Source organism: Polaromonas sp. AER18D-145 (assembly GCF_002379095.1).
In the GTDB taxonomy this organism is placed as follows: Bacteria; Pseudomonadota; Gammaproteobacteria; order Burkholderiales; family Burkholderiaceae_C; genus Polaromonas.
Genome location: NZ_NBZV01000047.1, coordinates 19,239 through 36,303, shown reverse-complemented (window position 1 = coordinate 36,303; position 17,065 = coordinate 19,239). Strand labels below are relative to the sequence as shown.

The 17,065-nt window shown below is 65.1% G+C and carries 18 protein-coding genes and 1 pseudogene; 9 read left to right on the top strand and 10 right to left on the bottom strand.

Features of this window, described 5'->3' with window-relative positions:
* Window positions 1-189: pseudogene (locus tag B7G52_RS19145) on the bottom strand (ammonia channel protein); the annotation flags it as partial.
* Between the two features lie 348 nt (window positions 190-537).
* On the opposite strand from B7G52_RS19145, the gene B7G52_RS19140 reads away from it, so the two are divergent.
* A complete protein-coding gene (locus B7G52_RS19140) occupies window positions 538-1,296 on the top strand; it encodes a TSUP family transporter (protein WP_096699116.1) in 759 nt (252 codons plus the stop codon).
* Window positions 1,297-1,471: 175 nt separating this feature from the next.
* On the opposite strand, the gene mrdA is transcribed toward B7G52_RS19140, so the two are convergent.
* From mrdA to B7G52_RS19120, 4 genes are all read right to left on the bottom strand, one after another.
* Complete coding sequence (mrdA, locus tag B7G52_RS19135; protein WP_096699115.1) at window positions 1,472-3,508, bottom strand: penicillin-binding protein 2; 2,037 nt, start codon at window positions 3,506-3,508, stop codon at window positions 1,472-1,474.
* Between the two features lie 198 nt (window positions 3,509-3,706).
* On the bottom strand, window positions 3,707-4,225 hold the full coding sequence (gene mreD, locus B7G52_RS19130; protein WP_096699114.1) for a rod shape-determining protein MreD: 519 nt from the start codon (window positions 4,223-4,225) through the stop codon (window positions 3,707-3,709).
* Window positions 4,222-5,136 carry a rod shape-determining protein MreC gene (gene mreC / locus B7G52_RS19125; RefSeq protein ID WP_096699113.1) on the bottom strand — a complete coding sequence of 305 codons (915 nt, stop codon included), beginning with the start codon at window positions 5,134-5,136 and terminating at the stop codon, window positions 4,222-4,224. The genes mreD and mreC overlap by 4 nt, the downstream gene beginning before the upstream one ends.
* Window positions 5,137-5,214: 78 nt before the next feature.
* On the bottom strand, window positions 5,215-6,258 hold the full coding sequence (locus tag B7G52_RS19120; RefSeq protein ID WP_077592290.1) for a rod shape-determining protein: 1,044 nt from the start codon (window positions 6,256-6,258) through the stop codon (window positions 5,215-5,217).
* Between the two features lie 260 nt (window positions 6,259-6,518).
* On the opposite strand from B7G52_RS19120, the gene gatC reads away from it, so the two are divergent.
* Genes gatC through gatB form a run of 3 tightly spaced genes read left to right on the top strand, consistent with a single transcriptional unit; the run spans window position 6,519 to window position 9,918 of the window.
* Window positions 6,519-6,818 carry an Asp-tRNA(Asn)/Glu-tRNA(Gln) amidotransferase subunit GatC gene (gatC, locus tag B7G52_RS19115; RefSeq protein WP_096699112.1) on the top strand — a complete coding sequence of 100 codons (300 nt, stop codon included), beginning with the start codon at window positions 6,519-6,521 and terminating at the stop codon, window positions 6,816-6,818.
* Window positions 6,819-6,821: 3 nt separating this feature from the next.
* A complete protein-coding gene (gene gatA, locus B7G52_RS19110) occupies window positions 6,822-8,324 on the top strand; it encodes an Asp-tRNA(Asn)/Glu-tRNA(Gln) amidotransferase subunit GatA (protein WP_096699111.1) in 1,503 nt (500 codons plus the stop codon).
* Window positions 8,325-8,376: 52 nt separating this feature from the next.
* Window positions 8,377-9,918, top strand: a complete 1,542-nt coding sequence (gene gatB / locus B7G52_RS19105; RefSeq protein WP_240523532.1) for an Asp-tRNA(Asn)/Glu-tRNA(Gln) amidotransferase subunit GatB — start codon at window positions 8,377-8,379, stop codon at window positions 9,916-9,918.
* Between the two features lie 90 nt (window positions 9,919-10,008).
* Here the strand turns inward: gatB and B7G52_RS19100 are convergent, their stop codons facing one another.
* A complete protein-coding gene (locus B7G52_RS19100) occupies window positions 10,009-10,680 on the bottom strand; it encodes a DUF4124 domain-containing protein (protein ID WP_096699109.1) in 672 nt (223 codons plus the stop codon).
* Window positions 10,681-10,700: 20 nt separating this feature from the next.
* Window positions 10,701-11,468: an orotate phosphoribosyltransferase gene (gene pyrE / locus B7G52_RS19095; RefSeq protein WP_096699108.1), complete on the bottom strand. Its 768-nt coding sequence runs from the start codon at window positions 11,466-11,468 to the stop codon at window positions 10,701-10,703.
* Window positions 11,469-11,479: 11 nt separating this feature from the next.
* Between pyrE and B7G52_RS19090 the strand changes: the two genes are divergently transcribed.
* Window positions 11,480-12,436, top strand: coding sequence for an exodeoxyribonuclease III (locus B7G52_RS19090; RefSeq protein ID WP_240523530.1), 957 nt, complete (start codon window positions 11,480-11,482; stop codon window positions 12,434-12,436).
* On the opposite strand, the gene B7G52_RS19085 is transcribed toward B7G52_RS19090, so the two are convergent.
* The 3 genes from B7G52_RS19085 to B7G52_RS19075 are packed head-to-tail and all read right to left on the bottom strand — an operon-like array spanning window position 12,408 to window position 14,928.
* Window positions 12,408-13,859 carry a sensor histidine kinase gene (locus tag B7G52_RS19085; RefSeq protein ID WP_096699106.1) on the bottom strand — a complete coding sequence of 484 codons (1,452 nt, stop codon included), beginning with the start codon at window positions 13,857-13,859 and terminating at the stop codon, window positions 12,408-12,410. The genes B7G52_RS19090 and B7G52_RS19085 overlap by 29 nt on opposite strands.
* Window positions 13,856-14,518, bottom strand: coding sequence for a response regulator transcription factor (locus B7G52_RS19080; RefSeq protein WP_096699105.1), 663 nt, complete (start codon window positions 14,516-14,518; stop codon window positions 13,856-13,858). The genes B7G52_RS19085 and B7G52_RS19080 overlap by 4 nt, the downstream gene beginning before the upstream one ends.
* Before the next feature lie 17 nt (window positions 14,519-14,535).
* The gene (locus tag B7G52_RS19075) at window positions 14,536-14,928 is read right to left on the bottom strand and encodes a PepSY domain-containing protein (protein WP_096699121.1); all 393 of its coding nucleotides are present in this window, start codon (window positions 14,926-14,928) and stop codon (window positions 14,536-14,538) included.
* A 140-nt stretch (window positions 14,929-15,068) separates the two neighbouring features.
* On the opposite strand from B7G52_RS19075, the gene B7G52_RS19070 reads away from it, so the two are divergent.
* From B7G52_RS19070 to B7G52_RS19055, 4 genes are read left to right on the top strand one after another with little or no spacing between them, the layout of a single operon-like run.
* Window positions 15,069-15,491, top strand: coding sequence for a DUF1924 domain-containing protein (locus tag B7G52_RS19070; protein WP_096699104.1), 423 nt, complete (start codon window positions 15,069-15,071; stop codon window positions 15,489-15,491).
* 30 nt (window positions 15,492-15,521) lie between these two features.
* On the top strand, window positions 15,522-16,040 hold the full coding sequence (locus B7G52_RS19065; RefSeq protein WP_096699120.1) for a diheme cytochrome c: 519 nt from the start codon (window positions 15,522-15,524) through the stop codon (window positions 16,038-16,040).
* Between the two features lie 17 nt (window positions 16,041-16,057).
* Complete coding sequence (locus B7G52_RS19060; RefSeq protein WP_096699103.1) at window positions 16,058-16,816, top strand: cytochrome b/b6 domain-containing protein; 759 nt, start codon at window positions 16,058-16,060, stop codon at window positions 16,814-16,816.
* A gap of 47 nt (window positions 16,817-16,863) precedes the next feature.
* Window positions 16,864-17,028, top strand: coding sequence for a rubredoxin (locus tag B7G52_RS19055; protein WP_096699102.1), 165 nt, complete (start codon window positions 16,864-16,866; stop codon window positions 17,026-17,028).
* Window positions 17,029-17,065: the final 37 nt, after the last annotated feature.

Genomic DNA, 17,065 nt, shown 5'->3' with positions numbered 1-17,065 from the left:
CATCCAGGCGGTGTCGGCGCCGTTGAGGGTATCGGTGGCCACCACCGGCGTTACCGGTTCGGCAGGCGCGCTGGCAGCCGGCACGGCGGACGCGGCCTCTGCAGGCGCCGGCGTCTGCGCCCCGGCCAATGTGGCGGCCAACAGCAACCCGAGACCCCAACCCAATGTGACGAACCGCTTGTGGTGCATGGTGATTTCCGATGTGTGCCGAATGGAGCGAACATCTCGTAACAGGCATAAGTCGTGCCATGCTGCCGGCGCCCTGTCCCACCGCACCCGGAACAGGGAAGGGAAAGTCCCGATGCACTATGTGGGTGCGCGCACTAAAGTCAGTGATCTGCATACGAGCCAAGCTGCTCGCAGAGGGCCGAGGAGACAAACTCGCACAAGCACAACAGAATTGGCATCCGAAGAGATGTTTTTTACAAAGCGCCGGTCAACCCGGCGCTTTTTTTTGCCCGCCCGATCCGGATCACCCGCCATGCGGGGCCAAGACCGGAAGCCCGCCGCCGGCGAGGCCAATGAGACAATTCGCCGATGGAATTACTGATCGTGTCATTGGCCTCGCTGCTGGCGGGTTTTGTGGATTCCATCGTGGGAGGCGGCGGGCTGATTCTGGTGCCCGCCCTGTTTGCCGTGTTCCCCACCACCCATCCGGCGACGCTGTTTGGCGTGAACAAGGGCGCATCCGTCTGGGGCACGGCGGTGGCCACCGTGCAATACGCCCGGCGCGTAGACATGCGTTGGGCCGCCCTGCTGCCGGCAGCGCTGGCCGGTTTTGCCGGCTCGTTCGCCGGCGCCTGGCTGGTCACCGTGATTTCCCCGGGCTTTCTGCGCAAGGTGCTGCCGTTTGTGCTGCTGGCCGTGCTGCTCTACACCCTGGTGCGCAAGGACCTGGGGCGCACCCACACACCGCGGTTTTCCGGTCGCGCCGAAACCTGGGCGGCCTGCACCATCGGTATCCTGCTGGGGTTTTACGACGGCTTTTTCGGCCCCGGCACCGGCAGCTTTTTTGTCTTCCTGTTCGTGCGCTGGCTGGGCTACGACTTCCTGACTGCTTCGGCCTCAGCCAAGCTGCTCAACACGGCGACCAACCTGGCCGCCCTGCTGCTGTTCGCCTACAAGGGCCACGTCTGGTGGCATTTCGCGCTGACCATGGCGCTGGCCAACGTGGTGGGCAGCCTGCTGGGTACACGTCTGGCGCTCAAGCATGGTGCGGGTTTTGTGCGTGTGGTGTTTATCGTGGTGGTCAGCGCACTGATTCTGAAAACCGGGTTCGACGCATTCCTGAAATAGCGTCAACACACCCTAGTACTGCAACCCGAAAATATCGAAACATGAAAGCGCGCCTTCGCACCCATGGCGGCGTTGCAATCCTTGCGAAGGCGCACAGCCTTCGCTGCGGCTTGCGCCTTACCCTGGGCACGAAGTCATCACTTTCATTTTGTTTCGCTACTTCCGTGCTGCAGTACTAGTCGGCATCGGGCGAAGGCACCGGCGGCGGCAGCTTGCTGAGGGCTTCGGCAATCGCCGCGGCCTTGGCTGGGTTGGCAGCCGTTGTTGTGCCGGCCGCCAGCAAGCCCGTCATTTCCGCCGCCAGCCGCGGCTTGCCGATGGGCGCAGCGGCCAGCCCCTTTTGCACGGCGGCCATGTCCACCTCGCTGGGGTACTGACCCAACAGCATGTAGTCAAACACGCGCCGGGCAATGGGCGCCGCATGGGCTGCACCGAAACCCGCGTTTTCCACCACCACCGCCAGCGCAATTTTCGGATGGTCTGCGGGCGCAAAGGCCATGTACAAGGCATGGTCCCGCTGGTGCTCCTCGAGCTTGCGGGCGTCGTACTTGTCTTTCTGGCCGACCCCCACCGCCTGGGCCGTGCCGGTCTTGCCGCCGCTGAGGTAACCGGCGCCCGCAAACACCCGGGTCGACGTGCCCTCCTGCGTGACACCGACCAGTGCCTTGCGGATCACCGCCACGTTCTCCGGCTTGTAGCCCAGGTTTTGCGCCGGTTGCGGTGCAATGGGCTCGATGGCCCGCGTCATCGGGTCCTGCGTGGCAATCACCAGCTGCGGTTTGTGCCGGACGCCATTGTTCGCCACCGTGGCGGTGGCCTGCGCGAGCTGCAGCATGGTGAACGCGTTGTAGCCTTGGCCGATGCCCAGTGAAATGGTTTCGCCGGGGTACCATTTCTGCTGGTCGGCCCGCTTGTAGGTCTTGCGTTTCCACTCTTGGCTGGGCAGCACGCCGCGCACTTCGCCGTGGATGTCGATGCCGGTGATCTGCCCGAAGCCGAGCGGCTTCATGAAGTCGTGCATGGCATCCACACCGAGGTCATTGGCCAGTGAGTAATAGTAGACATTGCTCGACTTGACGATACTCTGGTGCATGTCCACCGGGCCGAGTCCGGCCCCATGGCTGCGGAACTGGTGGCCGCCAAACATCCAGGACCCGGTGTCGTTGGTGATGCTGCCGGGCTGGCGCTTGCCGGACTCCAGCGCCGCCAGCGCCATGAAGGGCTTGTAGGTGGAACCGGGCGGGTAGGTTCCGCGCAGTGCACGGTTCAGCAACGGTTTGTCGATCGACTCGTTGAGCGCCTGCCAGCTTTCGCTGTCGATGCCATCGACAAACAGGTTGGGATCGAAGGTCGGTTTGCTGACGAAGGCCAGCACTTGCCCGGTGGACGGGTCCAGGGCCACCAGCGCGCCGCGCCTGTCGCCAAACAGGTCTTCCACCAGCTTCTGGAGCTTGATGTCGATGGACAACATCACCGTGTCACCGGGCACCGCCGCCGTGCTGGCGAGCTTGCGCACCGCCCGGCCACCGGCCGACGTTTCCACCTGCTCGACGCCCGTGTTGCCGTGCAGCTGGGCTTCAAAGCTCTGCTCGACGCCGAGTTTGCCGATGTAGTCGGTACCGCGGTAGTTGCCTTCCTCGTCGGTCTCCTCTATCCGCTCCTTTTCCGACCGGTTGATGCGCCCGATGTAACCAACCACGTGGCTGGCCAGTTCGCCGTGCGGGTAGCTGCGAAACAACCGCGCCTTGATGTCGACCCCCGGGAAGCGGAAGCGCTGGGCCGCAAAACGGGCCACTTCTTCGTCCGTCAGCCGCGTGCGGATCGGCAGCGACTCGAAGTTGCGGGACTCCTCGCGCAGCTTCTTGAAGCGGCGCTTGTCGCGCGGATGGATCTCCACCAGCCGCCCCAGCGCCTCGATGGTTTCCTCCAGATCGGCCACCCTGGAGGGCGTGATCTCCAGCGTATACGCCGAATAATTGGTGGCCAGCACAACGCCGTTGCGGTCGAGGATCAGGCCGCGGTTGGGCACGATGGGAACAACCGCGGTACGGTTGCTCTCGGCCTGTTCGTTGAGGTCGTCGTGCCGCACCACCTGCAGGAAGACCAGGCGGGCCGCCAGCAGCATGAAGGCGAACAGGATGACCAGCCCGGCCACCAGCACCCGAGCACGGAAACGTGAAAGATCCGCCTCGACGTTCCTGAGTTCAGTCATGGCGGGTACGACTCAGGACCTGCGGAAAAAGTGCCCCCATTTGCAAAGCGCTCGATCTGCAATCTGGCCCCCTGTTCAAGCAGGGGCCGCGGAACCGGCCTGGGCCTGTCCTGAGCCTGCCGAAGGGCCGGGCCGCAGGCGCAGCGGCCCCCCCGGGGGGCAGGGCGCTACACGCAGTGAGCAACCGTGGGGGCATACCTAGAGTGGCCGATTCTGGTCGGGATTCGGTGCCCGGCGCTGCGGCGCCAGCAGCAGCACGCTGATCACCGGCCACAGCAGGGACTCGGCCAGCGGCGCCAGCAGCAGCAGCCAGCCGGGGAACACACCGCCGCTGATCATGCGGATGGTGATTTCCACACCGTGCGCCACAACGAACAGCGGCAGGATCTGCAGCGCCTGGGAGGGCACAGTGAACCACAGCAGGCGGCGATGGATCATGGTCGCGAAAAAGCTCAGGGCGGTGTAGGCCAGCGCGTGCTGGCCCATCAGGGCCGACTGGTGCACATCCATGCCCAGCCCGAACATGAACGCCAGACCGATCCCCACACGTTGCGGCTGGTGGATGTTCCAGAACACCAGCACCAGCGCCAGGAAATCCGGCATCCAGGGCACCCGCCCGAGAGGAAGCATGTCCAGCAACAGGGCCGCGATCAGGCTGGTCCAGATGAACACCGGGTTGGCGGGCAGCAGCAGTTGCTGGCCGGAGGGCATGATCATTTGCCGGCTCCTTTTTTGACGGCCACGGGCTCGGCAGCGGCAGAAGGCAGCTTCTCGCCGGACAAGGGCTTGACCACCATGACATGGAAAGCCGAGTTGACCTGGGCCTGCGGTGTGCAGTAAATCCGGGCAAACGCGGATTCCGCACGACGCTCTATCCGGTCGATTTTCGCGACCGGCAGCCCCGGCGGATAAACGCCGTCCACACCGCTGGTCGTCAGCAGGTCGCCCTGCTGCACATCCGAATTGCTGCCCATGAAACGCAGCTCCAGCCCGCCGCCATGGGTGGTCGGCTCGCCGAAGGCCACACTGCGCGCACCGGTCCGGGTGTTGAGCACGGGGATGGCCAGCTCGCGGTCAATCACCAGCGTGACCTCGCTGACCAGGGGATGGACGCGGGTGACCTGGCCCAGCACACCGGACTCGTCCACCACCGGCGAACCGAGCGCCACACCCTGCAGCAGGCCTTTGTCGATGATGACCTTGCGGGTGTAGGGGTCGGGTGCGTCGTAAAGCACCTGTGCGGCCTGACCTGTGAGGGCCGCCTGTTCGCGCAGATCGAGCAGCTTTCGCAAGCGCGAATTTTCGAGAGCGAGCTGCTCGACCTGGCTGGCGCGCAGCGACTGTGTGGCGAGTTTCTGGCGGGCCGCCTCCTCGCTGGTCCGGGCCTGGCTCAGCGCGGTGAAATAACCGCCGCCGTACTGCGCCGCACGAACCGGCTGCAGGGCCAGCCACTGCACGGGGTAAAGCACCGTCGCCACGGCCGCGCGGATCGGCTGGGTGATTTTGAAACGCAGGTCGGCCACCATCAAAAACAGGGCCAGAGCGCTGAAAAACATCAGCTTGGACAAGGCCGACGGCCCCTGTTTGAAGAACGGGGGCGGTGTGCGGTCCAGGGTTCCTAAAGGCATGGTGAGGTGTCAAACGGGCCGCAGGGCCGGGCCTGGCGCGACGCAGTGCAGGCGATCATGCGCACCCGGCGCCCTGGCTCATTCAGAGGTGAAGATGGAGCCGAGGCGGTCCATGCGCTCCAGCGCAATGCCGCAACCGCGCACCACGCAGGTCAGCGGGTCTTCGGCCACCAGCACCGGCAGGCCGGTTTCCTCGGCCAGCAGGCGGTCCAGATCGCGCAGCAGCGCGCCGCCGCCGGTCAGCATCATGCCGCGGTCGGCAATGTCGGCGCCGAGTTCGGGCGGCGTGTGTTCGAGCGCGGTTTTCACGGCGCTGACGATGTTGTTGAGCGGGTCGGTGAGGGCTTCGAGAATCTCGTTGCTGGAGATCGTGAAGCTGCGCGGCACGCCTTCGGACAGGTTGCGGCCCTTGACTTCCATCTCCTTGACCTCGGAGCCGGGGAAGGCCGAACCGATGTTTTTCTTGATGGCCTCGGCCGTCGGCTCGCCGATCAGCATGCCGTAGTTGCGGCGGATGTAGCTGATGATGGCCTCGTCGAAACGGTCGCCGCCGACACGCACGCTGCCCTTGTAGACCATGCCGCCCAGGGAAATCACACCGACCTCGGTCGTGCCGCCGCCGATGTCGACCACCATGGAGCCGCTGGCTTCGGAGACCGGCAGACCGGCGCCGATGGCGGCCGCCATCGGTTCTTCAATCAGGTAGACGTCGCTGGCGCCGGCGCCCAGGGCGCTTTCGCGGATGGCGCGGCGCTCGACCTGGGTCGAGCCGCAGGGCACGCAGATGATGATGCGCGGGCTGGGCTTGAAGAAGCTGCGCGGGTGCACCATCTTGATGAACTGCTTGAGCATCTGCTCGGTGACGGTGAAGTCGGCGATCACGCCGTCTTTCATCGGCCGGATGGCTTCGATGTTGCCGGGGACCTTGCCGAGCATGGCCTTGGCTTCGTGGCCGACGGCCTGGATCGTCTTTTTGCCTTGGGGACCGCCTTCGTGGCGGATGGCAACGACGGAAGGTTCGTCCAGCACAATGCCGCGGTCACGTACAAAAATCAGGGTGTTGGCGGTACCCAGGTCAATCGCCAGGTCGGTGGAAAAGTACCGACGAAATGTTTCAAACATGGTGAGGGAGTCCGGTTTTGGGCATGGAGCAATCTTCGTTGCTCTATCGCCGTTTGTGATTGTTGTGAGTGGTCAAAGAGAATCGATGGACAGGAAAATGGGGCAACACCTTGATTCCAGAGCGTAAACCGCGCCTAAAGCGTGCATCCGACCCTGATTTCACACCAAAGGCGGGATAATAACGCATCCCCTGTAAATCACCGGGCGGCACCCTGCCCATTATTTCATCTTTACACCTGGTTTCAGCCCCTGTTTTACCCATGGCATTGACATCCCAAGACATCGCACGCGTCGCCAACCTGGCGAGGCTGGAGCTGCGCCCCGACGAGACCGAGCACACGCTCCGGCAGCTCAACGGCTTTTTCGCCCTCGTCGAACAGATGGACGCCGTCAACACGGAGGGCGTTGAACCGCTGGCCCATCCTGCCGCCGTCCTGGGCCAGGTGGCCCTCAGGCTGCGCGACGACGTCGTGACCGAGACCAACCAGCGCGAGGAAAGCCAGAAAAGCGCACCCGCTGTCGAACGGGGCCTGTTTTTAGTCCCCAAAGTGATTGAGTAAGCGATGAGCACCGACCTGCACGACCTCAGCGTCGCCCAACTCGCGGCCAAGCTCGCAGCGCGCGAGGTGTCCAGCGTCGAGCTGACGCAACACTTCCTGGCCCGCATCGAAAACAATGCCGGCCTGGGCGCCTTCCTCGCCACCGACAGCGAGGTGTCGCTGACCCAGGCCCGGGCCGCCGACGCGCGCCTGACCGCTGGCGAACGCACACCCCTGCTGGGCGTGCCGCTGGCGCACAAGGATATTTTCGTCACGCGCGACTTCCCGACCACGGCCGGCTCGAAGATGCTGAAAAACTACCGCAGCCCGTTTGACGCCACCGTGGTGGCCCGACTCGGCGTGGGCAGCGGCGCCGGCATGGTGAGCCTGGGCAAGCTCAACTGCGATGAGTTCGCCATGGGTTCGGGCAACGACAACAGCGCCTACCGGCCCGTGCAGAACCCCTGGGACACCACCCGTGTGCCGGGCGGCTCCTCGGGCGGCTCGGCCGCAGCCGTGGCGGCGCGGCTGGTGCCGGCGGCCACCGGCACCGACACCGGCGGCTCCATCCGCCAGCCGGCCGCGCTGACCGGCATCACCGGCATCAAGCCAACCTATGGCCGCTGCTCGCGTTACGGCATGGTGGCGTTTGCCTCCAGCCTGGACCAGGCCGGCCCGATGGCACGCAGCGCGCTCGACTGCGCCCTGCTGCTGTCCAGCATGGCCGGGCCGGACCCGGACCGCGACTCGACCTCGCTGGACCTGCCGGCACTCGACTATGCTACTAATTTGATAGCTGCCGGCGCAGCAGCGACGGGCGCCACCCCCCTGAAAGGCTTGAGAATCGGGTTGCCCGCGCAGTTTTTCGGCGCCGGCTGTTCGGCCGACGTGCTGAAAACCGTGCGTGGTGCGCTGGCCGAGTTCGAGAAGCTGGGCGCGACGCTGGTGGACGTGAGCCTGCCGCTGACCGAACTGTCGATCCCGGTGTATTACGTGATCGCCCCGGCCGAGGCCAGCAGCAACCTGAGCCGTTTTGACGGCGTGCGTTATGGCCACCGCGCGGCCCACTACACCGACCTGACCGACATGTACAAGAAGTCGCGTTCCGAAGGTTTTGGCGACGAGGTGACACGCCGCATCATGATCGGCACCTATGTGCTGTCGCACGGTTATTACGACGCGTATTACCTGAAGGCGCAAAAAATCCGCCGCCTGATCGCCGAAGACTTCCAGAAAGCCTTCACGCAGTGCGACATCATTGCCGGCCCGGTGTCGCCCACGGTGGCCTGGAAGATCGGCGAAAAGTCCGACGACCCGGTCGCCAACTACCTGGCCGACATCTACACGCTGTCGTCCAGCCTGGCGGGCCTGCCCGGCATGAGTGTGCCGGCCGGTTTTGGCGAAGGCGGCATGCCGGTCGGCCTGCAGCTGATCGGCAACTATTTCAAGGAAGCACAGTTGCTGGGCACCGCGCACCAGTTCCAGCTGGCAACCGACTGGCACCTGCGCCAGCCCACAGGCATTTGAGTGATTTTTGAAAATGAGCCAGACCCAACCCCCCGTGAACTCCTTCGCCCAGATGCAGGCAGGCCGACCCACCGGGCCGCTGGTGCAGGGTTATGAAGTCATCATCGGCTTCGAGACCCACACCCAGCTGACCACGAAATCGAAAATTTTCAGCCGCGCCTCGACCGCGTTTGGCGCCGAGCCGAACACGCAGGCGTCCGCGGTGGACTTTGCGCTGCCAGGCGCGCTGCCGGTGATGAACAAGGGCGCGGTGCAACGCGCCATCGAGTTCGGCCTGGCCGTCAACGCGCACATTGCCGAAAGCAGCGTGTTCGCGCGCAAGAACTATTTCTACCCCGACCTGCCCAAGGGTTACCAGATCAGCCAGTTTGAAATTCCCGTGGTGCAGGGCGGCAGCGTGGAATTTTTCCTTCCTTCGACGGGCTCAGGACAGGCTCTGGAAAAGAAAACGGTGCGCCTGGTGCGCGCCCACCTGGAGGAAGACGCCGGCAAGTCGCTGCATGAAGATTTCATCGGCATGAGCGGCATTGATTTGAACCGTGCCGGCACACCGCTGCTGGAAATCGTGACCGAGCCCGACATGCGCTCCTCGCTTGAGGCCGTGGCGTATGCGAAAGAGCTGCACAAGATCGTGACCTGGATTGGCATCTGCGACGGCAACATGCAGGAAGGCAGCTTCCGCTGCGACGCCAACGTCTCGGTGCGCAAGCCCGGCGCCGAACTCGGCACCCGCCGCGAGATCAAGAACCTGAACAGCTTCAAGTTCATGCAGCAGGCCATCGACTATGAAGTGCGCTGGCAGATCGAGCAGCTTGAGGACGGCCATGCGATCCAGCAGGCCACGGTGCTGTTCGACCCGGACACCGGCGAAACACGTTCCATGCGCACCAAGGAAGACGCGGCGGACTACCGCTACTTTCCCGATCCCGATCTGCCGCCGCTGGTGGTTTCGCGCGAGTGGGTGGAGCAGGTTCGCTCGGAGATGACGGAGTTGCCACGCGTGATGGCCGCGCGTTTTGTGAAGGACTACGGGCTTCCGGAATACGATGCAGAGACTTTGACGCAGAGCAAAGAGATGGCAGCTTATTTTGAGGCGACCGTAGCAGCTTGCGGTCAGGCAAAGTTAGCGAGCAACTGGGTCATGGGCGAACTGTCCCGGAGATTGAAACAAGAAGAAGGCTCATTTAGACGCGTTAAGGTACACCCCATTGAGCTTGGCGCATTGCTGACTCGAATCAACGACGGTAGCATTTCGAACAACGCGGCAAAACAGGTCTTCGAAGATATGTGGGCGTCCGTTGAGCTGGGACCGAATGGAGGCCGCATTATCAATGTAACCATACATGAGTCCATTCGCGTAACGGACAGCATCGACGCGACGATCGCTCGACTGGGGCTCAAACAAATGAGCGACACCGGCGAGCTTGAGAAAATCATTGACGAGGTGCTGGCCGCCAATGCGAAAAACGTTGAAGAGGTGAAAGCCGGCAACACCAAGGCCTTCAACGCCCTGGTCGGCCAGGCCATGAAAGCCACCAAGGGCAAGGCCAACCCCGCCCAGGTCAATGAACTGCTGAAGAAAAAGCTGGGCTGAAGCGTGGCGGGGACAGTGGTGGGTTGCTACCAAAACAGTAGCAACCTCCGAAATACCAACAAGGGCTGAAGGCCTTTTTCGGTTGAATTTCTACTTCCTGACGGCGGGCGCTGCCGCAGCGGCAGGCACCGCACCGCCCATCGCCCACAGCTGCTTGAGCTTGACCAGTTCTTCGTCGAAACGCATGTTGACGCGTTTTTTCTCCCCATCCTGGTCGGCGATAAAACGTTTCTGCACCGCCACGCTGCTGTCGTTTTCCTCGAGTCGGCGCTTGAGCGAGGCCGGCGCCCTGGATGGATCGGATTTGTAAAACTCGAAGTCGGCATCGATGGCCTTGCGCTGGCCGACCAGTTCGGTGGTTCGCTTGCTGGCGGCGCTGATGACCGCGTCGATCTGGTCCAGCGCCTCGGCGCGCTCCTTGTCGTGCACGGCCCGGCTAGGGTAACGCAGCAGCAAGGCCCGGTCGCGGCGCTTTTCCTCCGCCTCGCGGGCGCGCACCTCGGCGGCCGCCTTGTCTTTCTGTTCCTGCGCGGTCCGTTCCTGCGCGGTCAGCGAAGGCCCGACGACACGTTTGACGGTGCCCGAAGGATTGATTTGCCGCTGCGGACGGTCAATACATTCGGCAATCGGCCTGTCGGCGGTGATCTTCCGGCCCGCTGCGTCGACGCAGCTGTAAATGCCCTGGGCCTGGGCCTGGGCGATGCTGCACAGGCAGGCCGCCAGCGCGACCCAGGCCACAGCGGCCATCGTCTGAACATGCATTTGCGTCGCCAAGAAGGTCCTTAATCCACGCCGTAGCGCTGTCGGTAGGCCAGCACATGCTGGTAATGGGTCTGAAGCGAGTCGCCGGTAGCAAGTTGCGCAGCGTCTTGCGGGGCACGACTCGCCTCAGACAGATACTGCAGCAAGTCGGTCAAACGGGCAATCGCGAAAACGTGCAGCCCCAGCTGATTCGTAACATATTGCACGGCGCTGTAGTCAACGTCCTGGCCGTTTTCCATGGCCTTTTCCTGGCGGTCCAGCGCGATGGCCACCGCGTGGGGGGTCGCCCCGGCCGCCCGGATGATGGCGATCGACTCACGCGTGGCGGTGCCGGCGGAAATCACGTCGTCGATGATCAGCACCCGCCCCCTGACCGGCGCGCCGACGAGTGTGCCGCCCTCGCCGTGGTCCTTGGCTTCCTTGCGGTTGTAGGCAAAGGGCACGTTGCGGCCCAGCCGCGCGAGCTCCACGGCAACCGCCGCCGCGAGCGGAATGCCCTTGTAGGCCGGGCCAAAAATCATGTCGAACTGCAGGCCGCGCGTTTTCTCCTCGAGCAGCAGGCCGCGCGCATAAAATTGCGCGAGCCGGCCCAGTTTGGCACCGTCGTCAAACAGCCCCGCATTGAAAAAGTAGGGGCTCAGGCGTCCGGCCTTGGTCTTGAACTCGCCAAAACGCAGCACACCCGACTCGATGGCAAACTGCACGAATTCCTGCGCCAGCCGGCCGTCTTCGGCGGTTTGGCTGCTGTTGTTCTGTTTTTGCCCTGGCGTGACCGTTGGGGTGCTCATTGGAGATGTCCTTGTTTAAATTAACCAGCCTGAACCTCAATGGCATCCGTTCCGCAGCCAGCAAGGGACTGCAGGAATGGGTGGGCCAGACCCACCCGGATTGTATTTGCGTGCAGGAGCTCAAGGCCCAGGCGGCTGACGTGGCCGGCCGCTTCGAGGACATCGCCGGGCTCAAGGGCCACTTTCACTTCGCCGAGAAAAAGGGCTACTCCGGCGTCGCCATCTACACCCGTCATGAGCCCAGCGACGTGATCACCGGTTACGGTTCGACCGAATTCGACGCCGAAGGCCGTTATGTGGAGCTGCGCTTCGACCGGCCCGGCCGCAAGCAGGCATCCAAACTGTCCATCATCAGCTGCTACTTCCCCAGCGGCTCCTCCGGCGAGGAGCGGCAGGCAGCCAAGTTCCGCTTTCTCGCGGAGTTCTACCCCTACCTGGCAAGCCTGAAGGAAACACGTGACTTCGTGCTGTGCGGCGACATCAACATTGCGCACCAGGAGATTGACCTGAAAAACTTCAAGGGCAACAAAAAGAACAGCGGCTTTCTGCCCGAGGAGCGGGCCTGGATGAGCGGCTTGCTGGCCCCCACGCTCCCCGCTTCGCGTGGTTCGCAGCCCCCCGAGGGGGCTGCGCTTGCTCGGGGCGGCCCTTCGCTGCGCGCGGCTGCGAAAACGGCCGAAGAAGCCCTTGAAGAGATGACCGGTGGTACCGGCCAGCCCTCGGTGAAAGCCACGCGCGGCGGCGGCATGGTCGATGTGTACCGGCAATTGCAGCCCACGGCCACCGACGCGGCCTACACCTGGTGGAGCAACCGCGGCCAGGCCTATGCAAAAAATGTCGGCTGGCGACTCGACTACCACCTGGCCACGCCCGCCGTGGCGGCCCTGGCCCAAAGCGAGACGATTTACAAGACCCAGCGGTTTTCCGACCACGCGCCGATCACGGTGGACTACGCCCTCGCGCTTTGACCCCTGCGCCGGCACCAGGCGCCATGGCCGCCGGCAGACGCAAGGTGGCATGCAGCCCGCCGCCCGCGGCGGGCCGCAAGGTGAGGTCACCGCCGTACAAGCCGGCCAGGTCCTGCACGATGGCCAGGCCCAGCCCCGTGCCGGGCACCGACTCGTCCAGGCGCACGCCCCGGGCGCCCACCGAAGCGAGGTGTCCGGCCTCAATCCCCGGCCCATCGTCCTGGATATGGATCTGCATCCGGGGCGGCGCACTGTCCATGACAGGTTCGGCATGGACCGTCACGCTTGAACCAGCCCATTTGCAGGCGTTGTCCAGCAGATTGCCCAGCATTTCCTGCAAGTCCTGCTCCTCACCGGCGAAAAACAGCGGCGCATCGGCAGCCAGCACGGTGATGGCAAGACCTCTTGCGGCATGGACCCGCTCCATCACCCGCACCAGGCCGGCCAGCACCGGCCCGACCGCGGTGCGCTGGCCAGGCAGGCGCTGGGTGGCGGCCACGCGGGCGCGGGCCAGGTGCCAGTCGATGTGGCGGCGCGACAGCCCGACCTGCTCTTTCACCAGCCGGGCCAGTTCGCTGTCGTGCGCCGCCAGGGTCCCGGCCGCGGCCTGGTCCAGCACCGACAGCGGCGTCTTGAGCGCATGGGCCAGGTTGCCGGCCTGGGTGCGCGCGCGCGCCACCACCTCGGTATTGCGGTCGAGCACATCGTTGAAATCGTCGATCAGTGGCTGCACCTCGGTGGGGAAGCGGCCCTGCAGGCGCTGCGTCCGCCCTTCATGCACATCGGCCAGCGCGCGCTGCATGGCGCGCAGGGGCGACAGCCCCACCGCCACCTGCGCCAGCGCCGCCAGCACGAGCAACACCAGCAGCACCGCCAGCGAAGCGGCCATCACGCCGTTGAAGCTGTCCACGGCCCCGGTGACTTCCTGCATGTCGGCCGCGACCACGATACGCCAACGGGCATCGGGTTGTTCGGCGATTTTTACCTTGCGCTCCAGGATCAGCAGCGGGGCGTCAAGCGGGCCCTTGCCCTGGTGCACATGCACCGCGCCATCGGCCAGTTCGTCGGCGAGCAGCGGCAGGCTGGTGTCCCACAGCGAGCGCGAGCGCAGCACGCCCGCGCGGGACAGGCCATCGGCGGTGGTGCGGTCCAGCTGCCAGTACAGCCCCGAATAGGGTTTTTGCCAGCGCGGGTCGGACAGGGCCTGGGGGTCGATCAGCGGCTGGCCGGCCGCATCGAATTCGAGCCTGGCGGTGACCTGGTCGAGCTGCTGCGTCAGGGCCGCCTCGAACTGCCGCATCACGTGGTCGCGAAACAGGCCGCTGAGCAGCACGCCCGCCAGCAGCAGCGCCAGCGCCAGCGCCACCAGCGTCGCGGCCAGCAGCCGAAAACGCAGCGACGTGGCCCGGCGCCAGAGGCTCATGGCGGCGGCACCAGCCGGTAACCCAGCCCGCGCACCGTTTCGATCAGTTCGGGCGGCAGTTTGCGGCGCAGGCGGCCCACAAACACCTCGATGGTGTTCGAGTCGCGCTCGAAATCCTGGGCGTAAATGTGCTCGGTGAGTTCGGTGCGCGACACCACGGCGCCCGGGCGGTGCATCAAGTAGTCCAGCACCTTGTACTCATGGCTGGTCAGGCTCACGGGCTGGCCGGCCAGCGTGACGCGGCCGCTGCGTGTGTCCAGCGCCAGCGCGCCGCACTGCAGCACCGCCGAGGCCAGGCCGCTGGCGCGGCGGATCAGCGCGCGGACCCGTGCCAGCAGCTCTTCCATGTGAAAGGGTTTGGTGAGGTAGTCATCGGCCCCGGCGTCGATGCCGGCGACTTTTTCGTGCCAGTTGTCGCGCGCCGTCAGGATCAGCACCGGCATGGTTCGCCCGCCGTCACGCCAGCGCTTGAGCACGGTCAGGCCGTCGAGCACCGGCAGGCCCAGGTCGAGCACCACGGCATCGAAGGCTTCGGTGTCTCCCAGGAAGTGGGCGTCGCGGCCGTTGTCGGCCTCGTCCACCGCGTAGCCGGCTTCCAGCAGGCCGGCACGCAGCTGGGCGCGCAGCGTGGGTTCGTCTTCAACCAGGAGGATGCGCATGGGCCGGCAGCGGGGTGTCAGGGACGCGCGTCACGGCCGCTGCGGCGCTCGTCGTGTCTGCTGTTGCCCTTGCCGGGCAACAGGGTGGCGGTCCGGGCATCCAGCTTGAGCTTGACCAGCTGGCCCTGCGGTTGCAGCAACTTGACTTCGTAGATCCAGCGGCCCTCCTCCTGCTCCAGTTCGACTTCCATGACCTGGCCCGGGTGCTCGCGCTCCAGCCGTTCCAGCACTTTGCCCAGCGGCAGCACCTGGCCGGCCTGAAGCGCCTGCCGTGCACGGTTGTGGTCGTCCTTGCTGCCGGACCAGGCCGGCTGCAGCCCCAGGCTGCCCACCAGCAACGCCAGCACCCACACGCCCGGCCGCGAACGGCGGCGCTTGCCGGTGAAGAGAAAGGGCTGGACGGAGGTCATGGCGTGATTGTCCTGCACACATTGTGAACCGCAGATGAACGGCGTCTTCAGGAAAGGTTCAAGCGCCCTTGTCAAAAATACATCCCATCGCCTGCAAGACCTGCCAACACCCACTCACCTCCAACGCAGAAAGCCCAGCCATGACCCTGATTCGCACCTTCTTTCCCGCAGCCTTGCTGCTGGCCGCCACGCTGGCCAGTGCGCTCCTGCCCGCCACCAGCCAGGCGGCCGACACCTCGCCCGCAGAGCAGCTCAGCCACTGGAGCGCCCAGGCCGGGTCCCCCGGTCATGCCGACAAGGGACGGACATTTTTTACCAACAAACACGGCGGTGAATGGTCCTGCGCCTCATGCCACGGCACGCCACCCACGGCGCAGGGCAAACATGCCAGTACCGGCAAGTCGATGGCACCGCTGGCCCCGGCGTTCAACCCCAAGGCCTTCACCGACACCGCCAAGGTGGACAAGTGGTTCCGCCGCAACTGCAAGGATGTGCTGAGCCGCGAATGCAGCGCTGGCGAAAAGGCCGACGTGCTGGCCTACCTCAACAGCCTCAAGCCCTGAGCCATGCCGTCCACCCACCGGAGTTTCTTCATGAACACCCTCCCCGCCGTCCGCTCCCTGTTGATCGCAGCCACCTTTGCCCTCGCTGCGCTTCCCGCCCTGGTCCGGGCCGACAGCAGCCGTTTGTTGCCGGGCAATGTGCCTGCGGCCTACACCCAGGAGTGCGCCGCCTGCCACACCGCCTACCCGCCGGGCCTGCTGCCGGCCCGCTCCTGGCAACGCCTCATGACCGGCCTGGACAAGCACTACGGCACCGACGCCTCGCTGGACGCGGCCACGGTGCAACAGCTCAGCGCCTGGCTGAAAGTCAACGCGGGCACCTACAAACGCGTGGCGGAAGAGCCGCCGCAGGACCGCATCACCCGCTCGGCCTGGTTTGAACGCAAACACCGCAAGGTCGATCCGGCCGTCTGGAAACACGCCAGCGTCAAGAGCGCAGCCAACTGCGCGGCCTGCCACACCGCGGCCGACAAGGGCGACTTCAACGACGACAAGCTCCGCTTCCCGGCCGGGCTGGACGCCCGTTACCGCCGGGCCTGGAACGACTGACCCCAAGGAGAACCCCCATGCATGCCACCCCCGTCATTCCCACCACCACCCAGACCACGCGCGCAACGGCCGCGCCGGGCCGCCGGGTGACCGATGCGCCCACGCGCATGTTCCACTGGCTTTTTGCCCTGAGCTTTCTGGGCGCTTACCTGACCGCTGACGGCGAAAGCTGGCGGCTGCTGCATGTCACGCTCGGCTACACCCTGGCCGGCCTGCTGGCGTTTCGTGTGCTGTACGGACTGCTGGGGCCGCGCCAGGCGGGCCTGGGCCTGATGTGGCGCAAGCTTGCCGGCGCGCCGGCGTGGCTGCGCTCGCTCACGCAAAGCCGGTCGCTGGCCAGCATCAACTGGCGGCAGGGCCAGAACCTGCTGATGGCGCTGGCCGTGGTGGCCCTGCTGCTGATGGTGGTGCCGCTGACGCTCAGCGGTTATGCCACCTACAACGACTGGGGTGACTTTCTCGGCGGCGACTGGCTGGAAGACGTCCACGAATTTTTCGGTGAAGCGTTTCTCTTTGTCGTACTGGCCCACCTGGCGCTCATCGCGGGCCTGAGCCTGCTGCGGCGCAAAAACCAGGCCCTGCCCATGCTGACCGGCCGGATCGACGGCAAGGGGCCGGACCTGGTGCAGAAGAACCGCGTCTGGCTGGCCGCTTTGCTGCTGCTCGCCGTGCTGGCCTACGGTGCCTGGGAGTGGCAGCAATCGAGTCACGGACTGATCCCGGCCAAAGCCTGGAACAGCAGCCCGGCGGTCGGGCAGGCCAACGATGACGACTGACACGGTCCGCTTCCCGCCTCCCCCAAATCATCCCCAGTGAGGAATTCATGAACGTCTACCTGTGTGTCGTCTGCGGTTTCATCTATGACGAGGCGGCCGGCCGACCCGAGGACGGCATCGCCCCGGGAACGCCCTGGGCTGCGGTGCCCGCCGGCTGGGTCTGTCCGGAATGCAGTGTCGGCAAGGCCGACTTCACCATGGTGCCGATCTGAATACCCGCCAGCCATCAGCCGGGCCGCGCGACCCCTG